Annotated in this window: 26 protein-coding genes; 7 read left to right on the forward strand and 19 right to left on the reverse strand. The window is 71.5% G+C overall.

Translation table 11 applies throughout. From position 1 onward, the window contains the following. Positions 1-286 precede the first annotated feature (286 nt). Positions 287-862, reverse strand: coding sequence for a transcriptional regulator (locus tag AC07DI_RS36385; RefSeq protein ID WP_478909127.1), 576 nt, complete (start codon positions 860-862; stop codon positions 287-289). A gap of 265 nt (positions 863-1,127) precedes the next feature. Here AC07DI_RS36385 and AC07DI_RS36390 point away from each other — a divergent pair, with 265 nt between their 5' ends. After that, positions 1,128-2,510 (forward strand): DEAD/DEAH box helicase family protein, encoded by a 1,383-nt coding sequence (locus AC07DI_RS36390; RefSeq protein ID WP_478909129.1) that lies wholly within the window; start codon positions 1,128-1,130, stop codon positions 2,508-2,510. A gap of 474 nt (positions 2,511-2,984) precedes the next feature. Here AC07DI_RS36390 and AC07DI_RS36395 read toward each other — a convergent pair whose 3' ends face one another. From AC07DI_RS36395 to AC07DI_RS36430, 8 genes are all read right to left on the reverse strand, one after another. Continuing rightward, positions 2,985-4,085 carry a glycoside hydrolase family 113 gene (locus AC07DI_RS36395; protein ID WP_478909131.1) on the reverse strand — a complete coding sequence of 367 codons (1,101 nt, stop codon included), beginning with the start codon at positions 4,083-4,085 and terminating at the stop codon, positions 2,985-2,987. 456 nt (positions 4,086-4,541) lie between these two features. Continuing rightward, a complete protein-coding gene (locus AC07DI_RS36400; protein WP_478909133.1) occupies positions 4,542-4,706 on the reverse strand; it encodes a hypothetical protein in 165 nt (54 codons plus the stop codon). A 52-nt stretch (positions 4,707-4,758) separates the two neighbouring features. Next, the gene (locus tag AC07DI_RS36405) at positions 4,759-5,169 is read right to left on the reverse strand and encodes a hypothetical protein (RefSeq protein WP_478909134.1); all 411 of its coding nucleotides are present in this window, start codon (positions 5,167-5,169) and stop codon (positions 4,759-4,761) included. Positions 5,170-5,369: 200 nt separating this feature from the next. Continuing rightward, positions 5,370-5,696, reverse strand: coding sequence for a nuclear transport factor 2 family protein (locus tag AC07DI_RS36410; RefSeq protein ID WP_478909136.1), 327 nt, complete (start codon positions 5,694-5,696; stop codon positions 5,370-5,372). A gap of 118 nt (positions 5,697-5,814) precedes the next feature. After that, positions 5,815-6,330 carry a hypothetical protein gene (locus tag AC07DI_RS36415; RefSeq protein WP_478909137.1) on the reverse strand — a complete coding sequence of 172 codons (516 nt, stop codon included), beginning with the start codon at positions 6,328-6,330 and terminating at the stop codon, positions 5,815-5,817. Between the two features lie 301 nt (positions 6,331-6,631). Further along, positions 6,632-6,976 carry a hypothetical protein gene (locus AC07DI_RS36420; RefSeq protein WP_478909138.1) on the reverse strand — a complete coding sequence of 115 codons (345 nt, stop codon included), beginning with the start codon at positions 6,974-6,976 and terminating at the stop codon, positions 6,632-6,634. A gap of 112 nt (positions 6,977-7,088) precedes the next feature. Then, positions 7,089-7,946 (reverse strand): DMT family transporter, encoded by an 858-nt coding sequence (locus tag AC07DI_RS36425; RefSeq protein ID WP_478909140.1) that lies wholly within the window; start codon positions 7,944-7,946, stop codon positions 7,089-7,091. A 55-nt stretch (positions 7,947-8,001) separates the two neighbouring features. After that, entirely contained in the window at positions 8,002-8,721 is a 720-nt protein-coding gene (locus AC07DI_RS36430; protein ID WP_478909142.1) for a DUF998 domain-containing protein, read from the reverse strand. A gap of 228 nt (positions 8,722-8,949) precedes the next feature. On the opposite strand from AC07DI_RS36430, the gene AC07DI_RS36435 reads away from it, so the two are divergent. Beyond that, on the forward strand, positions 8,950-9,636 hold the full coding sequence (locus AC07DI_RS36435) for an HAD family hydrolase (RefSeq protein WP_384250891.1): 687 nt from the start codon (positions 8,950-8,952) through the stop codon (positions 9,634-9,636). 46 nt (positions 9,637-9,682) lie between these two features. On the opposite strand, the gene AC07DI_RS36440 is transcribed toward AC07DI_RS36435, so the two are convergent. From AC07DI_RS36440 to AC07DI_RS36450, 3 genes are read right to left on the reverse strand one after another with little or no spacing between them, the layout of a single operon-like run. Next, positions 9,683-11,050, reverse strand: coding sequence for an MFS transporter (locus tag AC07DI_RS36440; RefSeq protein WP_478909143.1), 1,368 nt, complete (start codon positions 11,048-11,050; stop codon positions 9,683-9,685). Beyond that, positions 11,047-13,062, reverse strand: a complete 2,016-nt coding sequence (locus AC07DI_RS36445) for a PEP/pyruvate-binding domain-containing protein (RefSeq protein ID WP_478909145.1) — start codon at positions 13,060-13,062, stop codon at positions 11,047-11,049. The genes AC07DI_RS36440 and AC07DI_RS36445 overlap by 4 nt, the downstream gene beginning before the upstream one ends. Next, positions 13,059-14,432: an ATP-grasp domain-containing protein gene (locus tag AC07DI_RS36450; protein WP_478909147.1), complete on the reverse strand. Its 1,374-nt coding sequence runs from the start codon at positions 14,430-14,432 to the stop codon at positions 13,059-13,061. Before AC07DI_RS36450 ends, AC07DI_RS36445 begins: the two co-directional genes overlap by 4 nt. A 324-nt stretch (positions 14,433-14,756) precedes the next feature. Here AC07DI_RS36450 and AC07DI_RS36455 point away from each other — a divergent pair, with 324 nt between their 5' ends. The 3 genes from AC07DI_RS36455 to AC07DI_RS36465 all read left to right on the forward strand — a co-directional run bounded on the left by AC07DI_RS36455 (position 14,757) and on the right by AC07DI_RS36465 (position 17,396). Next, a complete protein-coding gene (locus AC07DI_RS36455; protein ID WP_478909148.1) occupies positions 14,757-16,052 on the forward strand; it encodes a PAS domain S-box protein in 1,296 nt (431 codons plus the stop codon). 76 nt (positions 16,053-16,128) lie between these two features. After that, positions 16,129-17,025: an NAD-dependent protein deacetylase gene (locus AC07DI_RS36460; RefSeq protein ID WP_478909150.1), complete on the forward strand. Its 897-nt coding sequence runs from the start codon at positions 16,129-16,131 to the stop codon at positions 17,023-17,025. A 149-nt stretch (positions 17,026-17,174) separates the two neighbouring features. After that, positions 17,175-17,396: a hypothetical protein gene (locus tag AC07DI_RS36465; RefSeq protein WP_478909152.1), complete on the forward strand. Its 222-nt coding sequence runs from the start codon at positions 17,175-17,177 to the stop codon at positions 17,394-17,396. Between the two features lie 306 nt (positions 17,397-17,702). Here AC07DI_RS36465 and AC07DI_RS36470 read toward each other — a convergent pair whose 3' ends face one another. From AC07DI_RS36470 to AC07DI_RS36485, 4 genes are all read right to left on the reverse strand, one after another. Continuing rightward, positions 17,703-18,209, reverse strand: coding sequence for a hypothetical protein (locus AC07DI_RS36470; RefSeq protein WP_478909154.1), 507 nt, complete (start codon positions 18,207-18,209; stop codon positions 17,703-17,705). Further along, positions 18,206-18,958, reverse strand: a complete 753-nt coding sequence (locus AC07DI_RS36475; protein ID WP_478909156.1) for an alpha/beta fold hydrolase — start codon at positions 18,956-18,958, stop codon at positions 18,206-18,208. Before AC07DI_RS36475 ends, AC07DI_RS36470 begins: the two co-directional genes overlap by 4 nt. 105 nt (positions 18,959-19,063) lie before the next feature. After that, the gene (locus tag AC07DI_RS36480) at positions 19,064-19,759 is read right to left on the reverse strand and encodes a ribonuclease H family protein (RefSeq protein ID WP_478909158.1); all 696 of its coding nucleotides are present in this window, start codon (positions 19,757-19,759) and stop codon (positions 19,064-19,066) included. A gap of 117 nt (positions 19,760-19,876) precedes the next feature. Next, a complete protein-coding gene (locus AC07DI_RS36485; protein WP_384250844.1) occupies positions 19,877-20,629 on the reverse strand; it encodes an MgtC/SapB family protein in 753 nt (250 codons plus the stop codon). Positions 20,630-21,104: 475 nt separating this feature from the next. Between AC07DI_RS36485 and bdeA the strand changes: the two genes are divergently transcribed. Further along, positions 21,105-21,977, forward strand: coding sequence for a bis(hydroxyethyl) terephthalate hydrolase (bdeA, locus tag AC07DI_RS36490; protein WP_478909159.1), 873 nt, complete (start codon positions 21,105-21,107; stop codon positions 21,975-21,977). 486 nt (positions 21,978-22,463) lie between these two features. Here bdeA and AC07DI_RS36495 read toward each other — a convergent pair whose 3' ends face one another. Genes AC07DI_RS36495 through AC07DI_RS36505 form a run of 3 tightly spaced genes read right to left on the reverse strand, consistent with a single transcriptional unit; the run spans position 22,464 to position 24,679 of the window. Further along, positions 22,464-23,006: a TetR/AcrR family transcriptional regulator gene (locus AC07DI_RS36495; RefSeq protein WP_384251244.1), complete on the reverse strand. Its 543-nt coding sequence runs from the start codon at positions 23,004-23,006 to the stop codon at positions 22,464-22,466. Positions 23,007-23,049: 43 nt separating this feature from the next. Further along, on the reverse strand, positions 23,050-24,483 hold the full coding sequence (locus AC07DI_RS36500) for an amidase (protein WP_478909161.1): 1,434 nt from the start codon (positions 24,481-24,483) through the stop codon (positions 23,050-23,052). Further along, entirely contained in the window at positions 24,470-24,679 is a 210-nt protein-coding gene (locus AC07DI_RS36505; protein ID WP_384250839.1) for a hypothetical protein, read from the reverse strand. Before AC07DI_RS36505 ends, AC07DI_RS36500 begins: the two co-directional genes overlap by 14 nt. A 289-nt stretch (positions 24,680-24,968) precedes the next feature. Here AC07DI_RS36505 and AC07DI_RS36510 point away from each other — a divergent pair, with 289 nt between their 5' ends. After that, complete coding sequence (locus AC07DI_RS36510; protein ID WP_478909163.1) at positions 24,969-25,949, forward strand: MBL fold metallo-hydrolase; 981 nt, start codon at positions 24,969-24,971, stop codon at positions 25,947-25,949. The last annotated feature ends 105 nt before the right edge of the window (positions 25,950-26,054 follow it).

Consider the following 26,054-nt stretch of genomic DNA (forward strand, 5'->3'; position numbering starts at 1 on the left):
GCGCGCGGTCTGCTCCGCAGACACGACGCGCCGCCGCTACGCGGCGGGACGGAGCAGCGCTCCGCGCTGCTCCGTCAGCCCCTCCGGGGCTGACGGCCAGTCAACTCCGTTGCCTGGCAGCCGGATCGCTCCGCGATCCGGCGCGGAATTCGCTCCGCGAATTCCTGGGGCTAGCTACGGGAGTGGGTGGGACTGCCGGTTTTCGGCTCTCCCTCTGTTCCGGGAATCGCTGACGCTCTTTCAGTTTTTGAATTCGATATCCGGGGTCGGATATCGAATTCTGAGGTTATGCTGCGAACCCGATATTGGAGACGTACTCGTAACTGCCATATTCACTGCCGAGTTCGACGGTCACGTCGCCGAACCAGGCGTCGTCCAGGGCCTGGTCGTCGTCTGCGGCCCAGGCCGCTACGACCGGATCCCAGCGGCGGACGTTGAGGGTGCGGAACTGCACGGCCCGCTGGTGGGGGCGGCTGACGCGGGACTGATTGAGGGGGTGGAATTCCACCCGGGTGCCGCGGCCTTCGCGGTTGAGGCGGCTGGTCAGGTACCGGGCCACGTTGCGGCGGCGCACCGTGCGGTAGGCCGTCTCGATGTGCTGCAGGTTCTGCTTGGAGGGGCTGCGCTTACCGTCCAGCCAGGCCTTCAGGGTGCGGTCGCTGACGGTGAGGCCGGCGGCGCGGGCTGCTTCGCGGGCGTGGGGGGTGCGGGTGAGGTAGTGCAGACGGGCCATCAGGCCACGGCGCGCGGTAATGGGAGTGGCGATGAATCCGGCGAGCCTGTCGAGCTGTCGGGCAACAGCCTCGTAGCCCTTGATGCCGTGGGCGCCGAACTTCCCGAAGTCGATCGTCCTATCCGGCACTTCTTCCTTCTCCCGACACCATGATTGCTTGGTTACACACTACCGTAATTGGCGTTGCCGTGCTGTGAGTTGGTGGCCTTTTCGCGGTCAATTTGTTGCCGGAATTCTGGGGGTGGTGGTTGGGGTGTGCGTTCGATTGCTCGCTCGGACGGGGAGGGATGTACTGCTTCGGCTGAGGGCGCCGTCTAGGTTGTCACAGAGGGAAGTTGGTTGGATGTTCGGCTGATTCGCTGGCACCCCTGCAGAGCACCCCCGGGAGCTGATCGTGAAGGTGGATGTGGCCGTCCGGTCGGAGGCCGAGCTCGCGGCGTTCTACGACCACCAGGGCGACGCGGTCGCCGCCATCATGCGGGTCTACACCCCCTCCCCCAGGGCTCGCCGTCCGCGGTTCCGGGCCCAGCTGCACATGGCGCCCGGGCTGGGTAAGACGCGGGTGGCCGTGCGCGTCGCGGACCTGGTCGCCGGGCAGGGGTCGCTGCTGATGGTGGTGCCCACACGGACGCTCCTCGAGCAGACCCACCACGTGCTGCGCGCGGCCGGGCGCAGCGGGCCGGTGATCGCCGTGTACTCCCCACGGGGTGCCGCCTTGACGGGTGAGCCGGGGGTGATGGTGACGACAGATCCGCGGGTGGTGGCGTGGCACGCCAACGCCTTCGCCTCCCAGGGCGTGGGGCGGTTCACGGTGCTGGCGACCTACGCGAGTGTGGAGGGCTCTCTGATCGCCGGGCACCGGCTGAGGATGGAGCGGGACGAGGCGCGGCCGCTGCCGGAGTGGGACCTGCTGGTGTGCGACGAGTCGCACCACACGGAGACGTCACGGGTGTGGGGGCGGGTCAACGTGCAGCATCTGGTGCCCGCGCGGCACCGGTTGTCGATGACGGCGACGCCGCGGCTGCTGGGTGCGGTGCACTGGGATGAGCAGGGGCGTTTGGTCGCTGCTGATCCGGTGGTGCGGCTCTCGGAGCGCCGGCATGGGCCGGTCGCCTACCGGCTGGGTCTGCGGGAGGCGCAGCGGCGGGGCAAGCTCGCGCACAGCCCGGTCGTGGCGGCCGAGGTCGACGAGGCGCGTCTGCGTGAGTTCGTCGCGGCCCGGGGGCGGGTGGATGCGGGAGTGCGGGCGGAGCTGCTCACGGAGTCGCTGGGGGCCGTGCTGCGGGCCGCAGGCCGGGTGGGGTGCCGTCGGCTGCTGGCCTACCACTCCACCGTGGCCGGAGCCCGCGCGGCCGCCTCTTCACTGCCACAGCTCGCGCGAGTCCTGCACGGACAGGGGACCTCGGCGCCCCAGCGGGTATGGGCCGTGGCCCTGTACGAAGGCACGCCGACCAGGGAGCGGCAGCGGGCCTTGGCGGCGGGGACGGACCTGCGGGGGCGGCCGGTGGACCTGGCCGTCGTCTGCTCAGCGCGGCTTCTGGTGGAGGGTGTCGATGTGCCGACGGTCGACGCCGTCGCCCTGGTCGACCCGCGCGCCGCGCAGGGCGACCTCCTGCAGATCGCGGGCAGGGCTGTGCGCTACGACTGGGAGAACCCGGACAAGGTCGCATCCATCATCGTGCCCGTCCTCCACCTCGCCCCAGGCAGCCGACGACACACTCGTCGGACCCGACTGGGCCCCGGTGATCAACATGCTGCGCGCGCTGGAGTCCTATGAACCCGACCACACCGCCCGTGGAGATGAGGAGCTGGAGGGGCCGGAGGAGGCGGTACGGCGCCTGGAGCGTGCGGGTCGCAGCAGCAGTCGCGGCCCGCACCGCGTGCAGCCGCCCACAGAGGCGCGGCAGCGGGCCGAGGAACGCGCGCGCGAGTTCCAGTAGATGCTGACTCTCACCCGCCAGCGGTCCGCCGCAGCGGTCGTGGACTGGCTGAAGATCACCGTGCTGTCCGACCCCGTCACCGCAGACACCGAACGCCTCATGCGCGCCATCACCGCCTACCACCGGCGCACGGGGCACCTGCGCGTGCCCGTGGACTGGCACGAAACCCTCCCCCTGGACTACACCCGCATCCCCCTGCTCAAGAAGAAGAGCGAGGAGCAGCAGACGCTGCTGCCTGAGCTCGCGGGAAGGCAGGAGCGGGCGCAGGAACAGCAACACGAGCCCGACCAGGACCGGGCCGAAGGACTGGGTCAGGAGCAGGCGGAAGGACAGGACGGGGAGCGGGCCGAGGGGCAGGAAGAGGAGCAGGGGGAGGAGCCGGCGGAGCAGCAAGGGCTGGTTGCGGGGCCGGGGGTCGTGGTGGTCCGGCTGGGCTGGGAGCTGGAACGGGCACGCAGGCAGTGGCGCCGCGACCGCGACGAGTTGCTGGCGGCCATCGTGTGGAATACCTTCTTCGGTTCCCAGCGCCTCTCGTCGAGCATCCTGACGGCGCCGTAGGAGCCAAGGTCGTGCTCTCCGGGCCTGCTGTAGCCGGCGAAGGTGAACCAAAGCGCGGTGTCCACGCCTTCGTCCTCGAAGATGTCCAGCATTTCGGTGAGGTAGCGCGCCTGCTCCTCTTCGTCCGGGACGGCGCCGTGCGGCACCTGCCAGGCCATGCCGCCACGTTCTCCCGCGCCCCGGTACGCGCAGGTTCCGTACTCGGTCACCGCGACGGGCTTGCCGTGGGCGAGGTGCCCGCGCAGCTCGTCACGGAAGCTGTCGGCGTTGTAGGCGGCCCGGTAGGCATCGATGCCGACGACGTCGAACGCACCCCAGTCGACGGACTCCCAGGGGGCCGAGGCGTAGGTGATCTGCCCGCCGAAGTGTGTACGGACGGTCGCGGCGATCTGGGAGAGGAAGTCGTTGAGGCGTTCTTGCACCGGCCCGAGGGAGGACCACCACTCCATGTCGGCACCGGCCATGGCCCGCATACGGTCGCCGTAGGTGTCGCCCGGGAGGAAACCGCGGCAGAACGCGCTGATCTCGCAGCCGGCGACGAACACGACATCGGCGCCGGCTTCCCGTACGGCTTCGGCCCGAGCGGCGCAGTCGGTGAAGAACGGGAGCAGTTGGTCGTGGGGGAGGTCCACGGGAAAGGGGGCGAACCAGACCTCAAGGCCCGTGTCTGAAGCGTGTCTTGCGGCGAGGCTCAGCCGTTCAGGTTCTCGTCCCGAGATGCGAACGGCGTCGCAGTGGAGTTCTTCGGAGATCACCGCCATGTCGTGCCGGACCGTCTCAGGGGTGAAGCTCTTGCGGGAGAGTTCTTCCCCTGGGAGGAACCCTGTGTCGTAGTTGATGCCCCGTGCGCGCACGTCTGTGTCCCTTCACTGCCGTTGCCGTGTTCGAGCAAGTCAAAGCCGTGCTCGGGGTTCTTGGCCAGAGGGCGGAACGGCTACCGAAGGTGGTGGCGCCGGGTGCACGCAGGAGGTGGGTGGCGCGGGCGGGAGCGGTACGGAGCTTGGTCAGGATCCGCCAGTTCTTGAGGTGGGCGAAGCCGTGCTCGACCGGGGCGGGACTGGGATGGTTCGGTTGCGGAGCGGCGGTCTTCCGGTGATTGCCCTGCTGCGCTCCCACGGCGGGGACATGACGCTGAGCGAAGACGAGCTCGGCGTGGAAGGCACCTGCGCGAGTTCGCCGAGGCGATCGGACTGGCGCTCCCGGCGGAGCGGAGACGTGACAGGCCCCGACCAGATGCTCTGGTCGGGGCCTGTCACTGCCGGGCGGGTCTTTACACTTCGTCGCCAGTCACTCTGCGCCGAGCGAGGTAACTAACGCCCCAGATGGCTACGGGAGAGCGCTACCAGCCCAAGGCCTGTCGGCTTTCCGGCGATGGTCAGGGCGAGGCCGAGGCCCGCGCCGCAAACGAGGAGGAGCGTGGCGACCAGGAAGAGCCGGGAGGTCGTCCTTTTTCTCCTGAAGTAGTTGTCTTCCATGTTGCTGGCACCTCCGCTTGTTGAGTTCGCCGCCCGGCGCTGAGGTCCCTGATTAGCCGACGGCGGAGTTGACGGCTTCGGAAGCTCCTTGTCCTGCGGCCCAGGCCCAGGAGCCGGAGAAGCACACAGCCTGGCCACCGACGGCAGAGGCTCCAGCTGTCGGTATCGAGCCGCCCGGCATGACGGACTCGCATGCCAGACCGAAACCGGCGCCAACCACGGACCCGGCGACATCGCCCCACGGTCCTTTGGTGTCTCCCTGGATCAGCTTCACTCCAGCGCTGGTGACGTCGCCGGCAGTTCCTAGAGCATCCCAAGGTGCCAGGCCGCTCGGGTCGATCCGGTTGACGGGGTCGCCTTCGGCATAGAGGTACGGATTCTTCTCTCCTGCCTCGTCCGTGACCGCGACGACGGAGCCGAGCGTGTCGGTGAGGTAGAAGTACGTCTTTCCGTCCCGGGTCATGGAGTTCAACCCTGCGGGTGCTGGCGTCAGGCGCAGGCTTCGTGGAGTGGACCGCAGCTGTCCGGTCGATGCTGAGGAGCGAGGGAGCTGGAACGCCCACGGCGTGTGGGACGGCCCCCTATCCGTCGTCGGCGGGCCGCTGACGGGCCGTCCGTGCGGTGGGCCGTCGGCGGTCGGCGCTCATGGCGGGGCGGCGGGCTTCAGGCCTGTCCGGTCTCGACGCGGCTGATGCGGCCGTCAGGGGCGACGGTGAACCGCCAGGCGGTGCGCATCTCGCCCCACGTGTCGTTGCGATAGTCAGCAACCAGGGCCCGGCCACCGGACTGTTCGCTCACCACGTCGATGTGCCCGTGGGAGGAGAAGATCTCCCGATCGGCCCAGTCGGCGAGGTCGCGCTCCGTACCGTCGTCGGACAGCGTGGCGTCCTCCGTCAGGACCGCGACGAAAGCGTCACGGTCACCTGCGTTGACTGCGCCGAGCAGTCGTCGGACTGCCGGATCGGAGAGCTGTTCGACAGCGATGGTCATGGTGGTGTGCTCCTTGACGTGGGGAAGCCGTTTCTCCTTGCCAGGAGACCACGCCGGCCCGCCGTTTCTCCGCATGCGAAACGCGTGTGGCAGGCGGCTGGTGCTGACGGGCCGGCCATCACGCCAATGACCACGGCGCCGAGGAAGCACGGGCGCAGCTCGCTGGCCTCGTCGGCGAGGAGTACCAGGTGCAGTGGCGCCGCTGGTATGACGCGGCAGCCGAGCTCATGCCCGCCCCCAGGTGGCGTGCCCGAGAAGCGGGTGGAGCATACCCGGCCAGGCGCTGCGCCTCATCGACCAGCTGGTGGCTGAACAGCCGCCTCGCGGACGTCTCGCCGTAGCGGTCGATGTGGTCGATGTGGTCGAAGACGAGGCTGTGGTCCTTCAACCCCCGCACCCGCCAGATGCGGCCTGCTCGCGGGCCAGGTCCTCGAGGACAAAGCTCCAGCTCCTGGTCGACGTCGGCGGCAGCGGCCGCGTCGGCCGCTGCTTCGGCACGGGCCCCAGCTGCACCGGCCTGCTGCTCGCGGACCTGTGCCCACCGGTGCTCGCGGATCCACTCCTGGGCGGTGACGTCCTGGTGCAACTGCTGTCCGGCCGCCGCGCGGCGGCCGGTCTCGGAGGCGTGCGGCATCGCCGCGTCGACGGCGGCCGGGCCCCGGAACTGAGTAAGGCCGCCGACATGCTCCAGGAGGTCGGCCTGCCCGATGACATGCTGCGCGCGGCGCCGCGGTCTGGAACCGCTGGACAGAGGCGCAGAGTCACAGACTCTTTCCGAAACGCCTCTACCTGGGAAAACAGATGAGAGGTGTACAGATACCCGTGACCGTGTCACACGGGCCGGACGGGAACCTGGGGCAGTCAGCCCTGCTGCATCGTTTTGAGGTTCGCGGAGCTGACGAAGAGCACATGAAGACGGCCGTCGGCGCCCCCACTCAGGGACACCGGTGTCCCATCTTCGCGAAGTGCCGGTTGGACCTCTTGAGGTCCCACCAGTCGCCCATGAGGCCGCGCACCAGCTGGACCAGTTGACGAAGGCGCTCAGGGTCGGGGGCAGGCGCGGTGAACACGTCCGCGAAGGATTTGTCGCTCCATGGCAGTGTGAACACCCAGCACTCGTCGGCTTGCCCCTTACGCACGACGCTGAGCCGGTAGGTCAACGTGATGCTGCGGTCCGGGTGGTAATCCACCGTCAGGTCGATGACATCGAACCTGGTCGCGCCGTCATCGGAGGTGAACGAGCTTGCCAGGGCGCGCTCAGCCGGCGTGTAAGCCACCATCTGCACCTTTCAGCTCGTTTACGAGTCACCCAGGTTAGTCGCCAGCACCTGGTAGCAGCGCGGCTCGTGACCTGGTGGGCGGTCCGCACGGTTTCTCAGATGTGGTGCTCGGTCAGTCCTCGCTGGGCTGTAGTGCGGAGAGCAGGACGACGCCCCAGATCATCAGGGCCGCGCCCGCGATCTGTGGTGCGAGTGACCAGCCTGTGTGCAGTCGGTCGCCGTTGAGGGCTGTGCCGAGGGCCAGGCTGGCGGCGGCTTCGCCGAGGGTGAGGGCGGGTTGTGAGGCGATCAGTGGGCCGGATTCCATCGCGTTGGTGAGCAGGAACAGGGCGCATGCGCCTGCTGCCAGGCAGCCGTAGGTCTGCCAGGTGGTGGCGAAGGCGCGGATGCCTGAGTCGGTGAGGGTGGCGATGGCGGCGTTCATGAGTGCGGCAGTGAGGGCGTAGGTGAGTGCGGATGCGGTGCCGAAGAGTGCGGCGCGTGCTTTGCCTCGGGGGCGGGTCAGGGCGGCTGCGGTGCAGATGCCTGTGCCGAGTCCTGTGGTCAGGAGTGCGGTGGTCCAGCGGAGGCCGGAGATGTGGTGGTTGCCTTCGGTGGGTGCTGCCGCGCTCAGGGCGAGGGCCAGGCCTGTGGTGGTGAGGAGGGAGGCGGTCCAGCCGCCTGGTGGCATGGGGGTGTGGGTGAAGAGTTGGGCGATGATCAGGGCGAGTGGGAGTTCGAGGACGAGGAGGGGTTGTACGAGTGAGAGTGGGCCGTAGGCCAGGGCGAGTGCTTGGAGTGCGGCTGCGGCGATGATGACGGTGATGCCTGCGAGCCAGGCGGGGTTGCGCAGCAGGTGTCGGATGAGGCGTGGGCTGAAGGCGTCTTCGGTCCGCAGGGTGCGGGCGGCCACTCGTTGCAGGACGGTGCCGGTGGCGTTGGCCTGGGCGGTCAGTACGGCGAAGAGGGTGGACAGGATGGTTGCGTCCACGGCGGCTTCTCACGGTGGGGGGCGGAGGGGTGGTGGCCGGGTGGGTGGTGCGCGGTTATGCCGGGGTTTGGTGCTGAGTCGGTGTTTCGGTGGTGGTTTGGGGGGCGGTGTGTGTCGTGTGGGCGCTGTGGGCGAGCAGCGCCAGCCAGGTGCCGACCATGAGCAGGTGGCAGCGTTGGGCGATGCCGTGCCATCCGCCGTGTCCGATCAGGGGTCCTACGGTGCACAGCGAGAAGGTGAGGGCGCTCCAGGCGACCGGTGGTCCCCAGTGGGTGAGGAGGCGGGGGTGGCCGCGTTTTTGTGCGGACCGGATGATCAGGGCCATGGAGGCGAAGAGGCAGAAGTGCACCAGGGCGCTGGTGAGGGTGTGGGCGGGGTGTACGGCGCGGCATCCGGGTTGGAGTGAGGGTGCGCATGTCATGGGCATCAGGACGTCGGCTACGGAGCAGAGGCCGAGTCCGGCCAGGGCCCACCATCCGGTGCGGGCTGTTCGGTCGGCTGCGGTGACGGCGGCGCCGGCCAGGGCTCCGGTGACGATGAGGGCGGCGCAGATCAGTTCGAGGCTGGCGAAGAGCCATCGGTGTGGGCTGTCCTGGGCATACAGCTCGCTGACGTAGGAGTGGCGTGCGTCGAGTCCTGTGGGGATGAGTGTTTCCAGGAGCCAGGCGTTGTACAGGAGTGCGGCTGCGGTCAGTGGTGCGGTTGCTGCCCAGGGGTGCCCGCGGGGTCGGCGGGGACGGGTGGTGGGGTGACCGTGTGTCGTTGTGCTGGTCATTGGGCCTTGATAGCGGGTTCTGGGCGTGGGGTGAGGGAGTAGGGCCGCCGAGTCACTCGTGTGAGGTCGGGGTGGTGTCGGTTGCTGGGTGTGGGTGGGCGGCTCGCGTTCCGGGTGGGCGGCTCGTGTTCCGGGTGGGCGGCTCGTGTTCCAGGTGGGCGGCTCGTGCGGGTGTGCCTTGAGTTGTGTGGGGTATCTTGCGGCGGCTGTGTGTCATGGACTGGACAGGTGCGCATCTTCGTGGTGCGCCGGGAGAAGGGTGGCGACGCCGTGAGGAGTTCCGTCTCCAGCAGGGCCGTTGGTGTGCGGCTTGCGCTCGGTGTGGTGGTGGCGTCGGTGGTGCTCTGTGCTCCGGTGAGTGCGGTTGCGGCTGCGCCGGCGGGTGCGGAGGGTGGGCCGGGCGCCCGCTCCGGGGCGCGGGACGGGGCCGGACGTGGCTGTCCCGTCGTGTATTTCGACCTGGGGGAGACCTTGGTGCACACCGCGGACGACGGCAGTACCGGTTATCTGCCGGGGGCGGCTTCGTATCTGCGGGCCTTGCGGGAGCGGCATGTCCGGGTCGGGCTGATCACCAATGTTCCCTCTTCCTGGGGTGCGAGTGATGCTGAGCGGGCTGCCCGGTTGCGGAAGGAGGTCGATGCCACGTGGCGGGGGTCGGTGCCTTTCGCGTGGCGGGACTTCGGTGATCGGGTCTTTACTCCTCGTACGGAGGCGGAGCGCAAGCCGGCTGCGGTGCTGTGGCAGCGCGCCAAGGCCGGGGCGGGGCGCTGCCGGGTGGTCTATCAGGCGGAGACGGCCGGGGAGGTCGAGGTGGCGGGATCGCTGGGGTATGTGCCGTATCAGGTCGGCCGGCCTCACCGGCCCGCGTATCTGCCGGTTTGGTGGATCGAACTCCTCGGCCGCCGGGGCCGTTGACGCAGGGGCGGGCGGGTGTCCGTGTCGGCGGGTGCCCGGCCCGCGGTCAGCCGGTCCGTGTCGCGTCCGTCTCCCGTGTCTGCTCCCCCGTCCGCTCCCCCGTGTGGTCGCCCCGGGCGGCTGCGGATGCCTTGTGGCGTTTCATCACGCCGGTGTGCAGGAGCAGTTGGAAGGCGGTGAGCAGGAGTGCCGTGGCGATGGCGCTGTGCCAGAGCAGGGTGTCGAGGTGTCCGGCGGAGAGGTAGGCGCCCGCGGCGACGGCGGCCAGGGCGCAGATCGCGCGGTCCACGATGCTTTCGATGGAGAGCAGGGTGGCGCGGGGGGCGTGGGCGGGGATGGCGTCGTTGATCAGTTTGCGCTGGATGGGGTAGGCGAAGCCGGTTGCGGCGGCGAACAGGCAGAGCAGGGCGATGACGGTCCAGGCGCCGCCGAGGGTCATGGCCGCCAGGGTGGCCGCGAGGGCGAGGCTGAGGAGGGTGACCCAGGTGACGGGGGTGAGGCGGCGGGTCAGCCATCGGGGGCGGGCCGAGGCGATTGCTTCGGCCACTGTCATGGCGGCCAGTACTCCGCCGTGTGAGGTTTCCGCGATGCCGTGGTCCAGGAGGATCGGCTGGAAGAGGTTGACCTGGCAGATGCGGGAGAGCGTGAAGAGTGCCACGCCCTGCATCATCAGCAGGGCCAGCCAGGGTGAGGAGGCGACGCAGCGCAGTGCGGAGCCCGCGTCCCGCAGGAAGGTGCCGCTCTGGCGTCCGGCGGCGGCGGTGGTGCTCCGGCCTGCTGTCGGTGGGGTGGCTGGGTGGGGAGTGAGGCGGGGCAGTGCGGCGGCGCAGGCCAGGGAGCCTGCCGCGCTGAGGGCGCTGAGCAGGTAGGGGGCCGGGTGGGCCAGTGACATGAGGGGGCCGACCAGGGGCCAGCAGAGGACTTTCGCCGCCAGGCCCAGGGCGCGTGCGGTGCCTTCCGCTGTGAGGTAGTGCTCGCCGCAGTTCTCCTCGCGCAGTCCGTCGTAGAGGTAGGCGCTTGCCGCGCCGGAGGTCAGGGAGCGGCCTGCGGCGATGGCGAGGAAGTGCAGGAGGAAGCCGGTGTAGGAGGCGCTGAGGACGGGGGCGAGGTTGGCGGCTGTCATGACTACTGCGCCGGCGCGCAGGCAGTTGCGGGTGCCGATGCGGTCGGCGATGAGTCCGGTGGGGATTTCGAAGAGGCAGAAGGCGATGTAGTAGATGCTCTGGATGCCGAAGATCTGGGCGTCGCTCAGTCCGGCTGTTTTCTGGTAGGCGTAGAAGACCGGCATCCACCACAGCAGGTTGAACAGGAGCTGGAAGCCGTAGTTGAGCCGGATGATGCGGCGTGCGGTGTGGGTCAGGTGGGGTGTGCCCGGTTTGTGGGCGGGGTGCGGTCGCCCGGGGCGGGGGGTCACAGGGCGTAGGGGCGGATCTGGACCAGCCGGAAGTCGCCCTGTTCGGTCATGAGCCATTCGATGTCCAGGGGCGTGTCGACGTCTGTGCCGCCGCCTGGTGCCGTGCTGAAGTGGGATTGCAGGAGTCGTCCGGTCAGGCAGAGGTCGGCCAGGCGGGCGCGGGTGGTGGCGGGCAGGGGCTTGTCCCAGGAGCCCAGGGCGACGGTGCGGCCGCCGCCTTCGACGGTGTTGTAGAGGTATTGCTGGGGCAGTACGGAGCCGTCGACGACGTCTTCGGGTGAGCCGGGTGTGCAGTTGAGGTAGACGTTGCGGAAGTCTTCGCGGCGGGTGGGGTTGCAGGTCACCAGGACGCCGCCGAGGGTGGCGGGGACGTACTCCTGGATGATCACGCCCATGTAGGTGTCGTCCAGGGAGATGCCGACCTGGTGGCGCAGTCGGACGCTGCGGGGGGAGAGCAGGGAGGCCCATACCTGGCGTACGGCGTCAAGGAGTTGGCTGGTGGAGTGGACGGTGGTGACGGAGTCGTAGACGCCGGCCGCGGAGAAGCCGGGGAGGTCTTCGGCGTTGGAGGAGGAGCGCACCACCAGGCGTTTGTGGGGGGTGGGGAAGGCCTGGGTGATCTGGCGGGTGACGGTGTCGGGCAGGGGGGTGTGGCGGATGAGGTGCTGGAGTTGCAGGCAGAGCGAGTCCAGGACGTCGCCGGCGTCGAGTTCGAGGGCCATTTTGAGTTTGCCGATGGCTTGCTGGAGGGGTGGGCTGGAGGTGAGGAAGTGCTGCTGGAGGGCGAAGGGCAGGGCGACGCCTTGGGGGGCGCCGGTGGTGGTGGCGGTGAAGTGGGCTGCGGCGGCGCGTAGTTCGTGGGGGGTGGGGGTGGTCAGGCCCAGGCGTTGGGCGAGGTGGTGGTAGAGGTTGTCGCGTGGGGGGCGGGGGCGGGCGTAGTAGGCGGTGAGGTCGGCGCTGCGGCTGTCCAGGACGTGGTGGAGTTCGCCGAGGTTGGCTGCTTTGGTGCCGTAGCGGTCCCGGTCGGTGCTGCGCAGGCGGTGCAGGGCCAGGACGGGGGTGTCTTCGAGCAGGGGTGGCTGCAGGCGTATGCGCTGCTGGTGCCAGGAGGGGGGTTGCAGGGTGGGTTCGTCATCCAGGCGGTGCAGGGTGATGTCGTCTTCGCGTACCTGGTAGTGGACCCATTGGTTGTTGAGGTCGTGCTGGGTGAGGAGGGGTTGCAGGTCCAGGACGATGGCGTTGGGGATGCCCCAGCCGGTGGCGAGGACGTTGGTGTGGGAGAGGGGGGTGATGGGGGCGGTGTTGAGGAAGCCGGCGACGCGGGGGATGTCGTCGGGCAGGCAGGGCATGGCGACGATGTCGGCCCAGCCGAGTTGTGCTTCGGCGGCGGTGTACTCCTCGTGGGTGGCGAAGTAGCGCAGGCGGCCGGTGGCTTCGCCGGGGTTGAGGGGGGTGCGGGTGCGGGAGCCGAAGAGTTCGTGGCTGAGGATGCGGGGCACGCGCAGTTCGCTGATGGTGGCGAGGGCTTCTTCTTGGCTGTGGTTGGCGGGTTTGAGCAGCAGGGGCAGCCGGCTGTCGACGCGGGCGCGGGTGAACTCGTAGAAGATTTCCAGGAGTTCGCCGTGCATGGTGTCGGCTTCGGTGGTCTCCAGGACGAGGAAGGTGCGTTCGCGGCCTTCGGTGTCGGGGTCGGTGTGCAGGGAGAGGACGCCGAGGAGGAAGCGGCGGTGGGGGTCGGTGTAGACGGAGGTGTTGAAGGTGTCGAGGTCGGCGTCGAGTTCGGTCAGTTGCATGCCCAGGATGCGGGTGGCGATGTAGTTGACGTGGAAGGGGTGGGCGGTGGTGTCCAGGAGGTGCCAGGTGTTTTCGGTGCGGTCGACGACGACTTTGAGGTAGGGGTGGCCGGCCAGGACGCCGGAGAGGGTGCGGAACAGGGGCAGGGAGAGGTTTTCGCCGATGACGGTGCGGTCGGTGGCCGGCTGGGGGGTGTTGGTGAGGAGCGGGGTGGTCATCGGGCGGCCTCCTCGGGCTGGGCGGTGGGCAGGGTGTGGGGCAGGGCGTCGATGAGGGTTTCGAAGTCGCTGAGGACCGTGTGCGGGTCGGTGGCCGAGAGCAGGCACAGGGCGGCCATGGTGTTGGCGCCGGCGGCCGGGTCGTAGAGCGGGATGAGGCTGCCGTCGTCCAGGGAGCTCTCCGCGACCACGGAGAGGCGGCTGCCGGGGCTGAGCGGCACGGTGGCGGTGAGGGTGGGGAAGTCCCAGATCTTGCGGTCGGGCCAGGGCCGGCCCTGGCTGTCGACGGCGAGGACGACCAGGGAGCCGGCGGCGCCGTTGGCCTGTGCGGGGGTGAGGGCCTGTGCGGGCCAGTGGACGGGGCGGCCCAGGAGGTGGTCGATGAGCATGGCGATGAGGTCGAGTCCGAAGACTTCCTCGACCTGGGGGACGGTCATCGCGCCGCCGAAGCGGGCGGCGGTCTCGATGAGCCACATCTGTCCGTGCGCGCCGAGTTTGATCTCGGTGTGGGTTCCGCAGTCGCGCAGGCCCAGGGCGTCGACGGAGCGGCGGGCCAGGTCGACGATCCGTTCCTGGGCGGCGTGGGGCAGCAGGGCGGGGGTGATGCCGGCGCGTTCGGTGAAGGGTTCGACGGTGGGCATCCGGCCGCTGAGGCAGACGGGGTGGAAGACGCCGTCCGCCACGACGCCTTCGACGCTGACGTAGTCGCCCCAGCCGGGTTCCTCGAACCAGTCGGCGGCGGTGCCGGTCACGATCTGTTCGACGACGAAGTCGGCGTCGGCTTCGGCGACATGGAGTTCGGCGTAGCCCAGCTGGGCGGATTCGGCCATGACTTCGCGCGAGCGGTGCCAGGCTGCGGGTACGTCGCGTGGGGTGCGGATGATCTGGTGTGCGGTGGAGCCCGCGCTCCAGGCCGCTTTGAGGAGCAGCGGGAAGGGCAGGTGGGCGGCTGCGTCGTGCAGGTCGGCGAGGGTGGCGACGGGGCGGAACTGGGGCTGGGGCAGGCCGTGGCGGTGCCAGGTGTGCCGCATCAGGCGTTTGTCGCGGGCGAGTGCGGCGGCGTTGCCCGCGCCGGGCAGGTCCAGGGTCTGGCATGCCTGGGCGACGGCCACCACCGCGTATTCGGAGAAGGTGAGCACCGCGTCGGCGCCGACGGCCCGGGCCTGCGAGACGATCAGGGACACCAGGTCGCCGCGTTCGGCGCGGGTGGGTGTGGTCACCGAGGCGCACAGGGTGTGGGCGGTGTCCGCCACGGCGGGGGGAAGGGCGCTGAGCGCCAGCAGGTGCACTTGTGCTCTCGCGGCCGCCCGGGACAGGACGTGGCCGAGCGGCGGGCCGCCTTTTGCGTGCACTATCAGCACCTTGCTCACTGAAGTTCGTCTCCATTCGTTCAGTTGACGGTTGTCCCCCGTGGGGGCCGGTGCCGCGCGCCGGGTACGGCGGGGGGCACCGGGGTGTGGGTGGCGGGGTGTGTTCACCCGCACACTCAAGGGGACCAGGCGGCAGGGGTGTGCCGGGGCGGCGCGGGCGTCTGGCGTTCAGGCAAATGCCTGAGTCGCGGGGCGTGTTGGGCGGTGCTTCTGGTGGGCTGGTGCCACTTCGGCCGAGAAACCGAGCATGCGGGAGATCGGGGCGGGATACGCATCGCGTGGTGACCGTGCGTCAACGGGCCGTATACGGACGGAGAAACCGCTGTGGATGATTCCAGTCTCAAGGCGCTGCTCGAGCAGCTTCCGGTGTTCTGGTGGGAGGTCGACCAGCCGTGGCAGGTGCTGGAGAGGGGCGGCGGCGCGTTCGCCGACACCGGGACGGCGCAGCGTTTTCTGGAGCGGATGCACCAGGAGTGCGCGGAGGCGGGGCGTCCGGCGCAGCAGGGCCACTGGCAGGCCCGCTTCGACGGGCGCACCTTCGAGGTGAGCTGGCCTCTGGACGGGGGCCGGGCCCGCAGCCGTACGCGGGGCCTTGCCGTGGAGGTCGGGGACAGCCCCGAAGTGCCGCGCCGGTACGCCGCCTTCGCCGATCTCGTCGATCTGGCGCCGGCCGCCGCGTTCATCCGGGACCGGGAGGGCCGCTACCTGTGGGCCAATCACGCCTACGCGCACCTGTACGGGACCACGGTGGGCGAGCTCACCGGCAAGTGCATCGAGGACTTCGACGCTCCCGCCGAGGCCGTCCGCTTCCGCGCCCTGGACCAGGAGGTCCTGACCCGGGGCAGGCCGGTGCGCCACACGGTGGGCTACCGGCGTCCGGACGGCAGTGCCGGGCACGCGGTCGGGCACCGTTTTCCCGTGCGGGAGAACGCGCAGAGCTGTGTCGCCGGGATCTACGTGGATATCACCGACCACTTGCGTGCCAGGGTCCAGCGCCAGGAGGCGGAGGAGAGCCTGCAGGCGCTGCGCGATCACAGCGGGCTGCCCTGTGCGCTGCTGTCGGCCGGCGGGCGGGTGGTGCAGGCGAGCGCGGCGGCGGCCGAGCTGTTCCATCTCAGCCTGCCCGACCTGGTGGGGCGCCGGGCGCACACCCTGCTCGCCCCCTCCCCCGGCCTGGAGGGGCTGCAGCGCCGGTGGAAGGGGCTGATAGCGCGCCGCACCAGACGGGTGGAGACGTCCGCGGTGCTCGTCGACGCCCAGGGGCTGCAGTGCCGTGCGCAGCTGAACCTGACGACGGTGGGGCCCGGCGCGGCCCGGGCCCGGCATGTGTGGGCCGTGGTCACCCAGCGGGGCCTGGCCCATGAGGCGCATCCCTCGCTGACCCCCGCGCAGGTCCGTATCCTCTCCCTCCTGGCGCAGGGCAGCAGCAACAGTGACATCGCCGCCTCGCTGAAGCTGTCGCGGCAGACGGTCGACTACCACCTCAGCCGGCTGCGGCAGCTGCTGGGCGCCGCCAGTCGCCCCGCGCTCGTCGCCCGGGCCTACGTCCTTGGCATCCTGGCCCCCCGCGCCTGGCCCCCGCGCTCGGCCACGGCGGCCCACCCGCTCAGCGCCGTCTGAAAGGGCACGGCGGCCCCCCGGCCCGCGCTTCGCGCGGACGGCGGGGGTCTCAAAGACAGGCTCTAAGCTGGCGGTCATGCGGATGCGGCCGACGTTGACCTGGGAGCCCGAGGGCGACCTGCCTCCCGCCTCCCGCGACCTGTCGCCGGTCGTGGCCGCGGTGCGGGCGGGAGGCGTCGTCGTCCTCAGCGGGGCGGGCCTGTCGACGGAATCCGGCATCCCCGACTACCGCGGGGAACACGGCTCGCTGCGGCGCAATCACGTGCCCATGACGTTCCAGGAGTTCACCGGGAGCGCGCACGCACGCCGCCGGTACTGGGCCCGCAGCCAGCTGGGATGGCGGGCCATGGCCCGGGCCCGCCCGAACACCGGCCACCGGGCGGTCGCCGCGCTCGCCGCAGCGGGCCTGGTCACCGGCGTGATCACGCAGAACGTCGACGGGCTGCAGCAGGCCGCGGGAGCGCGCGGGGTGCAGGAGCTCCACGGCAGTCTGAGCCGGGTGGTCTGCCTGGCTTGCGGGCAGGTCACCGACCGCGCGGAGCTCGACGGCCGGCTGCGGGAGGCCAACCCGCAGTTCGAGGCCGTCGCCGCACGGCACCGCGCGGCGCGGGTCAACCCGGACGGCGACGTGGAGCTGCCCCAGGAGGCGGTGCGCGCCTTCCAGGTGGTGGCGTGCGCGGCCTGCGGCACCGGGGTCCTCAAGCCGGACGTCGTGTTCTTCGGCGAGAACGTGCCGCCCGAGCGGGTCGCGGCGTGCCGGCGTCTGGTCGGGGAGGCGGCGACGCTGCTCGTGCTGGGCTCGTCCCTGACCGTCATGTCCGGGCTGCGCTTCGTGCGCCAGGCGGCGCAGGCCCGCATCCCGGTGCTGATCGTGAACCAGGGCCCCACCCGCGGGGACCGCTGGGCCAGTGGGCGCGTCGACCTGCCGCTGGGGCGTGCGCTCGGCGACGTCGTGGCGCAGGCCGGGCTCTGAGAGCCTGGCTTTGAACCCGCCGGGCGGCGGGCGGGCGGGGCGGTGTACGGGCGGGAGCGGCAGCCGGTTGAAGCCGGTTGGACATCCCCGGCCGGCCTCTGGCAAGGTCGCCCGTCCGTTCCCCCCAACGTAGCGAAGGGAGAGCCGCGATGATCGAGGTGAGCACGCGCAGCGTCAAGGAGGCCGCTGCCGCCGAGCAGCTGCGCGCGGATACCACGACGCTGGACATTCCCAAGGGTTTCGACCTGTGGACAGCCGAGGAGATCGAGGACTGGCTCGACCGGATCGAGGACGACCCGGGCGTGTCCGACGCCGACTTCTACGCCGCCCAGCAGGCGGTGCGGCAGGTGCGTGAGGGCGAGAACACCTGAGGGCGCCTGAGAGCCTGGCTCTGGACTCCCGCCCGCGCACCGGGCGCCGGGGCGCGCCCGCGCTCCGCGCGGACGGCGAGGGTGCAAAGGCAGGTTCTGCGGCCGTATCCGGCCGGGGCTCGCCGGCCCGGCTGAGAGCCTGTCTTAAACCTCCACCCCATGCCGAGCAGCTTGCCAGCTCTGATCTCCGTTTATGTGATCTTCTTGAGCTGCGGTGAAGACGAGGATGTGCTCAACTGCGCCTGCCCATACGTCATGTGACGCATCGACCTGACGTGAGCGGAGGGAGCGACAGGCCCGCAGCCCTCAGCTGTCCTCCCGGTCCCTTTTCGAGGCGCGCCGCCCGCGTGTCATCGCCAGGACGCTTCCCGCCAGGGCGATCACGGCGATGGCCAGGGCGATACTGACGCCGCCCTCGGTGTCCCAGTACACGTCCTCCAGGCTGATCAGCAGTGCGGCCTCGTCGACGACGAGGGCGAGCCCCACCCCGTAGGCCAGTCCCATCCAGGCGCGGGCCCTGGCCGAGCGTTCGGCCAGGCCCAGGGCGCCCACCGCCACCAGCAGCAGGATGCCCCACACGTAGTGGTGGATGTGCACTCCCCCGGCCTGCATGTCCCCCACCCCGGCCACGTCGATGTGGATCAGCCAGGTCAGCAGGCGCATCCCCGCGAAGGTCAGGGCAAACCCCCACCAGGCCAGCACGAAGCCGCGGCGCTTGGGAGAGATGCCGGGCAGCAGGCGCAGCCAGGGCGAGGGCTTCTGCGGGCGCGGGCGCCGCTCCGGCGCGGAACCGGACGTCCTTGACGGCTTCATGAGGGCTCTCCCGCCGTGAACTCTTCGATGAGCGCCGCCAGGGCGTCCGGCGCGCTGTAGTGGGCGGCGTGGGCCGCGCCCGGGATCTGGGCCGTTCGTCCCTCGCCGGCCAGGCGCGCCACGTGCGCGGCCCAGGCCCGGGAGGCGATGGTGTCACCCGCTCCCCGTACGACGAGGGTCGGCGCGGTGGCGCGGGCGAGGTTCCCCTCGAATGACTCAGCCGCGTCGCGCAGGGCGCCGCGGAAGGACGCGGCGCAGCGCGCGAGGCCGGTCAGCAGGTAGTCCGTCGCGGCCAGCGGGAGCAGGGAGAAGGGCTCGCGGGGTACGTCCGCCAGGAGCCGGCCGAACTGGCGCAGGCCGGATGTCCTTGGTTGGAGCGCCGGGCCGACCAGGACCATCCCGCTCACCAGGCGCGGGTGGCGGGCGGCGAGGGCCGCGCTCACCTGGCAGCCGACCGAGTTGGCCACCAGGCAGCTCGGGCCCAGTGCCAGGCGCTGGTGCCAGTGCGCCAGGGCGTCGGCGAGTTGTCCCACGCCCGGTGCGCGGCGCGCGGCGGCCCTGGAGCGGGCGTTGCCCGGCAGGTCGGGTACCAGGACGGTCGTGCCGTTCGCGGCCAGGCGCCGCGCCAGGGGCAGGAAGTAGCGTCCCGAAAGGCCCAGTCCGTGGACGAGGACCATGGCGGGGGTGCCTGCACGGGGCGGGGCGCCGAGCCTGCGGGTGAAGATTCCGGCCTCTGTCGTCTGATCCACTCCTCCACCCTGCCCCGGGCCGGGCCCCTCAGCGGTGCTGCGCGGGCCGTGTCGGCGCGGCATCGCTGAGAGCCTGTCTTTGAACCCCCGCCTGCGGGCCGGGCGTCAGGCGCCGGCGCTCTCGCGGCACTCCACATGGCCCCAGCCGTGCGCGTTCTTGGCGATCTTCTCCCCGGCGGTGTACGGCTTCTGGCAGTGGCAGCGGCCGGGGAACTTGGCCTTGATGACGGCGCCGGTCGAGGTCTTCTTCGCGCGGGCGCCGCTCTGGTGGGGCGTGCGGCGCGCGGGGGACGCGCTCACGCGGTCCGGGCGCGGTGCGGGGATCTCCTGTGCGCCGTGGGCGGTGCCCGCGGGCTGCTGGGTCGTGGCGGCGTCGCTGGCCGCGACGTCGGCGATCGCGTTGAGGTGATCGCCGTCCACGCGGTGGGCGGCCACGTGGCGGAACGTCACGGCACGGTTGTGCAGCAGGGCGTCGATGCGTACGACGAGGTCCTTGTTGGCGACCGGCTTCTTCGCCGCGGTCAGCCAGCCGTTGCGCTTCCAGGAGGCGATCCACTTGGTGACCGCGTTCATGGCGTACTGGCTGTCCATGCGTACCTCGATCGGCACGGCGGGGTCGGTGGCTTCCAGCAGCTCGGCCAGCGCGGTCAGTTCGGCCACGTTGTTCGTGGAGTGGCCGAGCGGTCCTGCCTCCCAGCGCTGCGGGCGGCCCTCGGCGTCGGCGACCACCCAGGCCCAGGCCGCGGGCCCGGGGTTCTTCTTCGCCGCTCCGTCGCAGGCGGCAATGATCACGTCAGACATTCCTCGATGATTTCATTGGCCGTCCCGGACCGGGGCGGCGCGTCCTCCGCCCCCGTACGTCCGACCTGCTCGGGAGGCGTGGGGCGGCCGTGGGGCGGGCGTGGCGGGCGGCTCTGGTCATTCGGTCGTGTCCGTCGGGGAGCCCAGGTCGACCTCGCTGATCCCCTCGAGCCGGGCGAGCTGCGCCACGAGGGGGTGGGGTTCCGCCGCGCCCTGGAGTCTGAGGCACGCCGACGCCCGGCCCCGTGGTGCTTCCTCGCGCGTCACGCGTACCGCGTCGACCCGGAAGCCCGCGGTGGTCGTCAGCTCCAGTACCCGGCCCAGCAGGCCCTGCGCGGTGTCGTAGGTGACGGTGAGCTGCAGCGCCCTCGGCCGGGGTTTGAGGGGGATGCGGTCGGTCAGGCGCGGCAGGCCCCGTACGACGAGGAAGTGCACGACGGTCGCCGCGGCGGCGAGCAGTGGCAGGCCGCCGCCGCAGGCCATGCCGATACCGCAGGTCAGCCAGATGGTCGCGGCCGTGGTGAGCCCTTGGACGGCGTCGCGTTTGACGAAGATCAGTCCGCCGCCGATGAAGCCGATCCCGGAAACGATCTGGGCGGCGACCCGTGAGGGGTCGAGGGAGGCTCCCTGGAGGTGGGCGGTGGCGGCGAAGCCGTGGATGGACACTTCCATGAACAGGGCGCTGCCCACGCCGACCAGCATGTGGGTACGCATGCCGGCGCTCTTCTGCCGTGCTTCGCGCTCCACTCCGATCAGCAGCGACAGCACGAGCGCCAGGCCGAGTTCGGCGAACTGGCGGGCGCTTTGCCCCGCGCCCGTGTCGAAAAGGGGTGCGGCGCTTGACTGCAGCGCCTGACCGGTGGACAACATGCCCCAATTGTTCCACTGGGGCGGCGTGGTTCGGAGGAGGGGGCGGGGGTGGGTGGGGTGTGGGGGTGGGCCGGGGTGAGGTGGGGTGAGTTGGGGGTGCGAGGGGGCTGGGTCGGGGTGCGGGGGCTGGGGTGCGGGGGCTGGGGTGCGGGGGCTGGGGTGCGGGGGCTGGGGTGCGGGGGCTGGGGTGCGGAGGTCGGGTCGGGGCGCGGCGGGGGTTCACCGGGCCCGGGGGGGGGCGGGTGGTGCGGGGCGCGGCGCAGGGCGGCGTGGGGCACGCGGGGCGGGGCCCGGCGGCGCATGTGGTTGGTGGCGCCGGTGATTTCGCCGATGCCTGCGCGGCCCGGGAGCGTCACGGTGAGAGCGCCGACGAACACGGCGGTGCCCAGCGGGGCGCACCTGTCTCCTCCCGTGGGGTGCCGCCACGACCGAGAGGACCCCTCCCGCGCCTCTGCACGTCTTCTCCCGTCCCGCGGTGCGGGCCTGTCTGGCCGCCTCCGCCGCCACCGCCGCCCTGCTGGGCACCGGCCTGGCGCCCGGGGCCCGGGCCGCCGCGGACAACCCCTATGAGCGCGGCCCCGCGCCGACGGTCTCCAGCATCGAGGCCCCGCGCGGTTCCTACGCCGTCTCACAGACCAGCGTCTCCCCGCTGGGGGTGTCCGGCTTCGGCGGGGGCACCGTCTACTACCCCACCTCCACCGCGGACGGCACGTTCGGCGCGGTCGTCATCTCCCCCGGCTTCACCGCCTACCAGTCGAGCATCGCCTGGCTGGGTCCGCGGCTGGCCTCCCAGGGCTTCGTCGTCTTCACGATCGACACCCTCACCACCCTGGACCAGCCCGACAGCAGTGGCCGTCAACTCCTGGCGGCGCTGGACTACTTGACGAAGTCCAGTTCGGTACGCGGCCGGATCGACGCGTCCCGGCTCGGGGTGATGGGGCATTCGATGGGCGGCGGCGGCACCCTGGAGGCGGCCAAGAGCCGCACGTCGCTGAAGGCGGCGATCCCCCTCACCGGCTGGAACCTGGACACCACCTGGCCCGAACTGCGCACGCCCACGCTGGTCGTGGGCGCGGACGGGGACACCGTGGCCCCGGTGGCCACCCACTCCGAGCCGTTCTACCGGTCGCTGCCCACCTCGCTGGACAAGGCCTACCTGGAGCTCAACAACGCCACCCACCTCACGCCGAACACGTCCAACACGACGATCGCGAAGTACAGCATTTCCTGGCTGAAGCGGTTCATCGACGACGACAGCCGCTGCGAGCAGTTCCTCTGCCCGCTGCCCAAGCCGAGCCCGACGATCGAGGAGTACCGGGGCAACTGCCCGCATACCTCCTGGCCCTGACGGCCCGTCACCTGGCTGGTGGCGGGGGGACGGTGGGCGGCTCGCGGCTCTGCGGTTGTGCCCGCGCACACCCGGGCGGGCGGGCCGCTGGTGGTGTGCCCCGTGCGGTGGACGCGGGGCTTCCGGGCGGGGGTGGGCGTAAGTAGCGTGCGGGCGTGCTCCCTTCGCCGCCCCCGCCCGGTGTGCCCGGACCCCCTGAGCTCTACGGCCGCCGTGAGGAAACGGCGGCCGTGCGGGCCGGCGCCTACTCAATGCATTCCAGGCACCCGCTCCGCCCCCGGCATGCGGGCAGCCAAGGGGCGCCGAGCGAGTGAAGCGGTGCTCTTCACGGGGAGGCGCCGTGCGCGGGCCCGCCCTCGCCCCTCCCACCGGGGACTTCCGCGGGGCCCGCACCACGGTTGCCCGGCGCCGGCACAGGCGCTGGGTGCCTGGCCACGCGTGCCGCGGGCGGTCACCGCGCGCGTGGCCAGGGCGCGGCGGGGCGGGTCAGGTGGCCAGGACGCCGCTCACCAGCCGGTGCGCGTACGCGGCGTCCAGGGCGCCCGGGCGGAAGAGGATGCGGTACATCATCGGTGCGACGACGTGGTCGAGGACCGTCTCGGTGTCGGGTCCGCGCTCCCCGCGCCCGGCCGCGCGGGCGAGGATGACGTCGATCTGTTCGGCCGCGTAGGCGGAGCACTGGCCCGCGTTGCTGCCGTCGGGGTCGCCGAGGAGTGCGTCGCGGATGTAGGCGCGGCCCGCCGGGGAGGCCATCTCGTCCAGGAACAGTTCGGCCCAGGCCCGCAGGTCGGCCTCCAGGGCGCCCCGGTCCTCCGGCGGTGTCTCGGGGCGCAGGCGCTCGACCGCCACGTCCGACAGGAGTGCCTGCAGGTCGCCCCAGCGGCGGTAGATCGTCGAGGGGGTGACCTCGGCGCGGGCGGCGATCTGGGGCACCGTCAGGGCGTCGCGGCCCACCTCCGCGGCGAGCTCGCGTACGGCGGTGTGGACTGCTTCCTGGACGCGGGCGCTGCGGCCGCCCGGGCGCGCCATCGTTCTACGGGTCACGGGCCTCACTCTAGGACGGATCCGTCTTTCAGCTTCCCGCCCGGGGTGCCGGGACGGGAACAGGAACAGGGGCGAGGGCGGGGGCGGCGACGGGGGTGGGGGCGGTCTGTTCGTAGGCGTGGCCCACGCGCAGCAGGGCCGCTTCGGCCAGGGGGCCGCCCAGCAGTTGCATGCCGATGGGCAGGCCGGCGCGGTCGCGGCCGACCGGCAGGGACAGGGCGGGCAGGCCGGTGATGTCGGCGGGGGCCGACAGGCGCACATAGGCGTCGGAGACCGCCTCGCGGGTGCCGTCGGGCCAGGTGAGGCTCTCCTGCCCGGCGGGGACGGCGGTCGCGGGGACGGTGGGCGCGGCGATCACGTCGACGGCCTGCAGCATGTCCAGCCAGGCCCGGCGCATGAGGGTGCGGGCCCGGCGGGCGCGCAGGTAGTCGCCGGCGGGCATCAGCGCACCGGCTTCCAGCAGGACCCGGATGTCGGGCCCGTACTGTTCGGGGGCCGAGCGCAGGGTCTGTTCGTGGTAGGCGGTGGCTTCGGGGACCATCAGGCCCCACTGGGTGGCCTGGACGTAGCGGGTCATGGGGATGTCGACGTCGACGAGGGTGGCGCCCAGCTCCCGCAGGTGGGTGATGGCGGCGCGTACCGCGGTCTCGACCTGGTCGCTGACGTGGTCGAAGTAGTAGGTGCGCGGGACGCCGACGCGCAGGCCCCTCAGGTCGGCGTCGGGGGCGGGCCGGTAGTCGGTGGGGGGTGCGGCCAGGCTCGCGGGGTCGCGGGGGTCGTGGCCGGCCAGGACGTTCAGGGCCAGCGCCGCGTCCTGGACGGTGCGGGTCAGGGGGCCGACGTGGTCCAGGGACCAGGACAGGGAGGTCACGCCGTGCCGGGGGATCAGGCCGTAGGTGGGCTTGAGGCCGACGATGCCGTTCAGCGCGGCGGGCACCCGGATCGATCCCCCGGTGTCGGTGCCCAGGGCGAAGGGGGCCGCGCCCGCGGCCACGGCGACGGCCGAGCCGCCGCTGGAGCCGCCGGCCACCCGGTCCTGGTCCCAGGCGTTGCGGGTCTGGGGGGTGGTCAGCCCGTAGGCGAACTCGTGGGTGTGGGTCTTGCCCAGCAGGGCGGTGCCGGCCGCGGCCAGGCGGGCCGCGACGGTGCTGTCGGCGTCCGCCCGGTGGCCCGTGCGGGCCCGCGAGCTCGCCGTGGTGGGCAGCCCCGCAACGTCGATCAGGTCCTTCAGCGCCACGGGGATGCCGTGCAGGGGGCCGGTGAACCGGCCCGCCGCGGCGTCGTCCTCGGCCCTGCGCGCCGAACGGCGGGCCCGCTCCGCCGTCACGGTGACGTAGGCGTTCAGGACGGGTTCGCTCTGCTCGATCCGCTCCAGTACCGAGTCCACCAGCTCTACGGGGGAGAGCCGGCGGGCCCGTATCTGCTGCGCGGCAGCGGTCAGGGTCAGCTCATACGGCTGCATGGTGCGTCTCCCCTGCGGCGTCGTGGGGGGTGGGCGGGGTGTCGGCGAAGTCAAGTTCCCGCAGGACGGCGACGACGGAGTGGATGTGGTCGGCCGTGGCGGCCACCGCCTGGTGGCGGTCACCGGGCAGCGGGAGCCCGGCGCGGGCCGCCCAGCGGGCGGCTTCGGGTGGCGTGAGTTCTTCAGCGGCGGGCATGGGGCCTCTTCTGCTTGTCGGGGCTTGTCGGGGAGGGCGGTGCGGGGGCGGATGGCGGAAGGAGGGGCGCCCACCGCCGCTAAAAGCTAAGCGTTTGCGTTAGGGCCACGGTAGGGCCTATGTTCACTTAACGCAAACGGTTAGCTTTTAGTTGGCTGGTGCCGGTACGGATCCTCGTACTGGCACCGACCCGCCCCGCACCAGCAGCTCGCGGCTCGCGCTCAGCCCGCGCACCACCGCACACCTGCACCCGCACACCCGCCCGCCTCCCGGCCAAAGGACCCCAGCCATGCAGACGCCCGCCCCGCAGACACCCGTCCCCCAGGCACCCGCCCCGCAGCGCACCGGGCCGTCCGCCGCAGCCCCCCACTGGACCGTCGGCGACATCACCCTTCACCGCATCGACGAGACACCGCTGCCCCCGCAGACCGGACCCTGGCTGCTGCCCGGCGCCACCGCCGACGTCATCGCGCAACAGGACTGGCTCAGCCCCGACTTCGCCGACCCCGAGGGCACCCTGCGCCTGGACAGCCACAGCTTCGCGCTCACCCTGGGGCCCTTGCGCGTCCTCGTCGACACCGGCATCGGCAACGGCAAGACCCGCGCCAACCCCGCCTGGCACCACCTGCGCACCGACTACCTCCAGCGCCTGACCGACGCCGGATTCCCCCCCGAGACCATCGACCTGGTCGTCCTCACCCACCTGCACACCGACCACGTCGGCTGGAACACCCGCCGGGCGGCGGACGGCGCGTGGGTGCCCACCTTCCCCCACGCCCGCTACCTCACCTCCCGCACCGAGCGGGACTTCTGGGCCGCGCAGAGCATGGACGAGGCGCGCCGGCAGATGTTCCGCGACTCCGTGCACCCCGTCGAGGACGCCGGGCTCCTCGACCTCCTCGACGTCCCGGCCCAGGGCGCCGAGATCGCCCCGGGGCTGCGCCTGCTGCCCACCCCCGGCCACACCCCCGGCCACCTCGCCGTGCAGCTGACCAGCCGCGGCCACACCGCGCTGATCACCGGCGACCTGATCCACCACCCCGTCCAGCTCTCCCACCCCCACCTGGGAAGCTGCGTCGACATCGACCCCGGCCAGGCCGAAGCCTCCCGCCGCGCCCTGCTCGCCTCGCTCGCCGGCACCGACACCCTGCTGCTCGGCACCCACTTCCCCGCCCCCACCGCCGGCCGGGTCACCGCCCACCGCGACACCTACCGGCTGACCCCCCTGCCGCCCACGCACAGCTCAAGCGCAGCGCGGCTCAGCGGGTGAGAGTGCCCCCAGCGGGTGAGACTGGGCAGGCGGGAGCGCCCCTCGAACGGGCCGCTCCCCGGGGCCGCCCTGCAGGCCCGCTCCCCCGGACCCCGGAACGAGGCG

It is taken from the genome of Streptomyces sp. NPDC044106 (assembly GCF_056433985.1).

What these genes read in the sequence shown, in the direction of transcription:
- AC07DI_RS36400 (WP_478909133.1), bottom strand. Translation starts at nt 4,706, where the DNA reads ATGGAAGACAACTACTTCAGGAGAAAAAGGACGACCTCCCGGCTCTTC.
- AC07DI_RS36405 (WP_478909134.1), bottom strand. Translation starts at nt 5,169, where the DNA reads ATGACCCGGGACGGAAAGACGTACTTCTACCTCACCGACACGCTCGGC.
- AC07DI_RS36410 (WP_478909136.1), bottom strand. Translation starts at nt 5,696, where the DNA reads ATGACCATCGCTGTCGAACAGCTCTCCGATCCGGCAGTCCGACGACTG.
- AC07DI_RS36415 (WP_478909137.1), bottom strand. Translation starts at nt 6,330, where the DNA reads ATGCCGCACGCCTCCGAGACCGGCCGCCGCGCGGCGGCCGGACAGCAG.
- AC07DI_RS36420 (WP_478909138.1), bottom strand. Translation starts at nt 6,976, where the DNA reads ATGGTGGCTTACACGCCGGCTGAGCGCGCCCTGGCAAGCTCGTTCACC.
- AC07DI_RS36430 (WP_478909142.1), bottom strand. Translation starts at nt 8,721, where the DNA reads ATGACCAGCACAACGACACACGGTCACCCCACCACCCGTCCCCGCCGA.
- AC07DI_RS36445 (WP_478909145.1), bottom strand. Translation starts at nt 13,062, where the DNA reads ATGACCACCCCGCTCCTCACCAACACCCCCCAGCCGGCCACCGACCGC.
- AC07DI_RS36460 (WP_478909150.1), top strand. Translation starts at nt 16,129, where the DNA reads ATGCGGATGCGGCCGACGTTGACCTGGGAGCCCGAGGGCGACCTGCCT.
- AC07DI_RS36465 (WP_478909152.1), top strand. Translation starts at nt 17,175, where the DNA reads ATGATCGAGGTGAGCACGCGCAGCGTCAAGGAGGCCGCTGCCGCCGAG.
- AC07DI_RS36470 (WP_478909154.1), bottom strand. Translation starts at nt 18,209, where the DNA reads ATGAAGCCGTCAAGGACGTCCGGTTCCGCGCCGGAGCGGCGCCCGCGC.
- AC07DI_RS36480 (WP_478909158.1), bottom strand. Translation starts at nt 19,759, where the DNA reads ATGTCTGACGTGATCATTGCCGCCTGCGACGGAGCGGCGAAGAAGAAC.
- AC07DI_RS36485 (WP_384250844.1), bottom strand. Translation starts at nt 20,629, where the DNA reads ATGTTGTCCACCGGTCAGGCGCTGCAGTCAAGCGCCGCACCCCTTTTC.
- AC07DI_RS36495 (WP_384251244.1), bottom strand. Translation starts at nt 23,006, where the DNA reads ATGGCGCGCCCGGGCGGCCGCAGCGCCCGCGTCCAGGAAGCAGTCCAC.
- AC07DI_RS36500 (WP_478909161.1), bottom strand. Translation starts at nt 24,483, where the DNA reads ATGCAGCCGTATGAGCTGACCCTGACCGCTGCCGCGCAGCAGATACGG.
- AC07DI_RS36505 (WP_384250839.1), bottom strand. Translation starts at nt 24,679, where the DNA reads ATGCCCGCCGCTGAAGAACTCACGCCACCCGAAGCCGCCCGCTGGGCG.
- AC07DI_RS36510 (WP_478909163.1), top strand. Translation starts at nt 24,969, where the DNA reads ATGCAGACGCCCGCCCCGCAGACACCCGTCCCCCAGGCACCCGCCCCG.